The following is a 3,296-nucleotide window of genomic DNA, read 5'->3' as shown; positions in this document are numbered from 1 at the left end:
GGTTTAGTCGCCTTTGCTCGTACCGGAGGCCCTTCCTCGTGTCCGCGCGACACGCCGCACACGGGCAAGATCGTCGATCTCCGCCAGACCCAGCCTCGGGCCGAACCCCTTATTTACCAGGGTCTTACACCACGCCAGCGGACGCGACCGAGCCCCGGAGCGAGGTCGTTGGTCTGAAGTTGCTCCAAGATTACTTGCTCGGTTGCTGTGTAACACCCATAACCAGGATGTCGATCGCCCATCTCAGCCGCTGCTCAGCGGTGCCGGCGAGCAGATGATCGCGGACCGCGTAGACATGCGGGTAGTCGCTTTCGGTAGCCCGTTCGATCGTCTCTGCGGCCGGGCCGTCGAGCACCATGGGGTTGGCGCCTCTCTGTGCGTGTTCGGCTGCTGCTGCCGCGACGTGCAGCATCAGCAGGTCGACTGCCCACGGCGCGCTGGCCGGCTCGACGCCACTCTCGTCTAAGCAGGTAGGCGAAGGTTCGGTACGTAACTGGTGATGGGCTGCCCGTGAACACGCTCAGCGAGAGGGACATACCAACGCAAAGACCCCCCGGCATCCCGATCATCGAAGGCGCGAAATACAGCCCCAGGACAACCCCGTCGAACGGATCTGGGCCGCGCTGAAACGACAACTCGCGAACACCTTCGCCGCGACCATCACCGACCGGATCCACCAACTCACGCGTTCTTCCAACACCGCACCAACGCCCACAACCTGACCACCGCAGCTCCCTGGACCTCGCCCTGGCTACCCGAGGGTTACGGGAAGGAGTTCTTGCCAGGGGCTTAGGGCTCGCAGAGAAATAACCCGTAGCTTGTCGGATTGCGGTCCGTTGATCTGTTATGGGCGTCATGGTGGAGGTTCAAGAGCAGTTGGCGGTGAAGTTCCAGGCGATCTTCCCGCATCTCGATGAGCGGCAGCGCCGGTTGGTGATGGGTGCTGAGGCCCGGGCGCTGGGCCATGGCGGGATCCGGGCAGTGGCAAGGGCGGCCGGGGTCCGTGAAGCGACCGTTGCGCTGGGCGTCGATGAGTTGGACGCCGGTGCTGCACCCTTGGGCCGGACCCGCAGGCCCGGCGGGGCCGGAAACGTGCCGTCGACCTCGATCCCGGGCTGCGTCCGGCGTTACTGGCCCTGGTCGAGCCGGATGAGCGCGGAGATCCGATGTCACCGCTGCGGTGGACCACGAAATCGACCCGGAACCTCGCCGGTGAGCTGACCGCTCAGGGACATCGGGTCTCCGCTGACACAGTCGCCGATCTGTTACGGGCAGACGGTTTCAGCCTGCAGGGCAACACCAAGACCCTGGAAGGCAAACAACATCCCGACCGTGACGGGCAGTTCCAGTATCTCAACGAGCAGGCCCGTATCCACCGTGACGGCGGGCAGCCGGTGGTCAGCGTCGACACCAAGAAGAAGGAACTTCTGGGGGACTTCAAGAACACCGGCCGGGAATGGCGTCCGACCGGTGACCCGGCCAGGGTCAACACCCATGACGGCGACAGCGTCGGTAAGGCCGTGCCCTACGGCATCTATGACATCACCGCGAACACCGGCTGGGTGAACGTCGGCACCGATCACGACACCGCTGCGTTCGCGGTCGAATCGATCCGCCGCTGGTGGCACGACGTCGGCACTCGCGACTACCCCGACGCGACCCAGCTACTGATCACCGCCGACGCCGGCGGATCCAACGGCTACCGCTCCCGCGCATGGAAAACCGAACTCGCCGCCCTGGCTGCCGAGACCGGTCTGGCCATCACCGTCTGCCACCTGCCGCCCGGCACCCAATGCCGTTGTTTGAAGACTGAACTATCGCGGGTGCAGGGTGATGGTCTTGGTCGTGACGCGTCGCGTTGGTCGCCGGTCCCTGTTGTTCGTCCGATAGGAAAGTTTCGAGGAGTACTTGGAGTCTGGCCGCTTGAGGAACCGATCGGCCTCGCGTAGACGCCGAAGTCCATTGTCGAGTTTGCGGCTCGCCTTCGCTGCCAGGGTGGCAAGGAACTTCTTGATCTTCTTTGGGGTGTCGGCGCACTGCCGGACCACGCTGCGCCGAGCATGCTTGAGAACCTTGACGAATGACACGCGGTCGGGGTCGATCCCGTTGCCCTCAGCCAGGTCCATGATGATCCGGGTCAGGCAGTGATGCACGACCAGATGCGCCCACGCCTCCTGGCGCACCAGATCCGGGTCGCCCGAGCGCAGGACTTCGGCCGGCCCGCGCTGAAACGTCTTGATCTGCCGGAACGCCGATTCTGCTTCCCAGCGCTCGTGGTAAAGGGCTGCTAACTCCGTCGCCGGATAGGCCGCCGGGTCCATCAAGTCCGTCAGCAGCCGGACCGTCTCGCCGCCGTCGACCTGATACTCGATCACCCGGACCAACACGCCACCAGGATGGGAGCCCTTCTGCCCGGCAAGGTTCATCCGCGCCAGGTAGGTGCCGTCGGGCAGGCGTTCTACCGGCCTGCTGGCCACCGGGGAACGCGACCGCAGCAGCAGATGCGCTCCGGCTCCGACATACGCCTTCCACAAGGCGACGCCCGGAAAGCCGCGGTCCATGATGACCAGCATCCCGCTGGCCGAGCCCGCCACGGCGATCGCCAGTTCCGGTTCCCCGCGGTTGAACCCGCCCACTGCCGCATCGATCTGCGCGTGTGTACCGCACTCGGTCAGCGTCACTACCCGCACCTGCGGAAACCCCGCCGGCTGGCCGGCCTTGACCGGCCCGCCGAACTCCGCCCGGTTGGCCGGTGAGTCAGGGACGTCCAGTACGAACCCGTCCACCGCGGCCAGGCGCATCCCCCGATAGAAAGAACCAGTCAGATCGTTCGGGGCCAGCGGCCCAGCCAGCCGCCGAAACAGCACTTCCAAGATCCGCGACCCCAGCCGCTGCCGGGCCCGTGTAAATGACGACCTGTTCGGGATGAACCCGGCCATCCCGTCGATCCCACCGACCAAGTTCTCCGCGACATCGTCATAGGGGTCCTGCTGGAACAGAGCCAACGCCAGCGTGAAGTAGACCATGAACCCGACCGGTAACGCGCCGGGCCTGATGTCTCGACTGCTGCACTCGGCCGACGCCTGCGTCACCAGTTCCGGGGTCACCCACCGGGTGAGCACACCCAGCCGCACCTGCCCAGAAACCCCTATCCATGGATGCACTTCTCAGAGGGCGATAAGCGCGCTTTAGGTTGGTTTCATGTTGGGGCTGGAGTCAGGTGCGCTGGTGGTGGGGGCTCTGGTTGGCTCGGCGGGGGTCGCGAGGGTGAATAGCCCGGCCTCGGGCTCGGTCAG

The 3,296-nt window shown here is 65.3% G+C and carries 2 protein-coding genes and 2 pseudogenes; 2 read left to right on the top strand and 2 right to left on the bottom strand.

The window, feature by feature from the left end; translation table 11 throughout:
• Nucleotides 1-190 precede the first annotated feature (190 nt).
• Nucleotides 191-412: a hypothetical protein gene (locus QSK31_RS48315; protein WP_285691961.1), complete on the bottom strand. Its 222-nt coding sequence runs from the start codon at nucleotides 410-412 to the stop codon at nucleotides 191-193.
• A 140-nt stretch (nucleotides 413-552) separates the two neighbouring features.
• Here QSK31_RS48315 and QSK31_RS49125 point away from each other — a divergent pair.
• Both QSK31_RS49125 and QSK31_RS48310 read left to right on the top strand, forming a co-directional pair.
• Nucleotides 553-793 (top strand): annotated as a pseudogene (locus tag QSK31_RS49125) (IS630 family transposase); the annotation flags it as partial.
• Nucleotides 794-846: 53 nt separating this feature from the next.
• Nucleotides 847-1,790 (top strand): annotated as a pseudogene (locus QSK31_RS48310) (ISAzo13 family transposase); the annotation flags it as partial.
• 24 nt (nucleotides 1,791-1,814) lie between these two features.
• Here the strand turns inward: QSK31_RS48310 and QSK31_RS48305 are convergent.
• Nucleotides 1,815-3,122, bottom strand: a complete 1,308-nt coding sequence (locus tag QSK31_RS48305) for an IS4 family transposase (protein WP_285691962.1) — start codon at nucleotides 3,120-3,122, stop codon at nucleotides 1,815-1,817.
• Between the last annotated feature and the right edge of the window lie 174 nt (nucleotides 3,123-3,296).

Source organism: Actinoplanes sp. NBRC 103695 (assembly GCF_030269485.1).
Classification (GTDB): domain Bacteria; phylum Actinomycetota; class Actinomycetes; order Mycobacteriales; family Micromonosporaceae; genus Actinoplanes.
Note: the sequence above shows the minus strand (reverse complement) of the source record. Positions and strands in the feature narration are given on the sequence as shown.

Coding starts and splice junctions, on each gene's coding strand:
- QSK31_RS48315 (WP_285691961.1), bottom strand. CDS start 412: ATGCTGCACGTCGCGGCAGCAGCAGCCGAACACGCACAGAGAGGCGCC.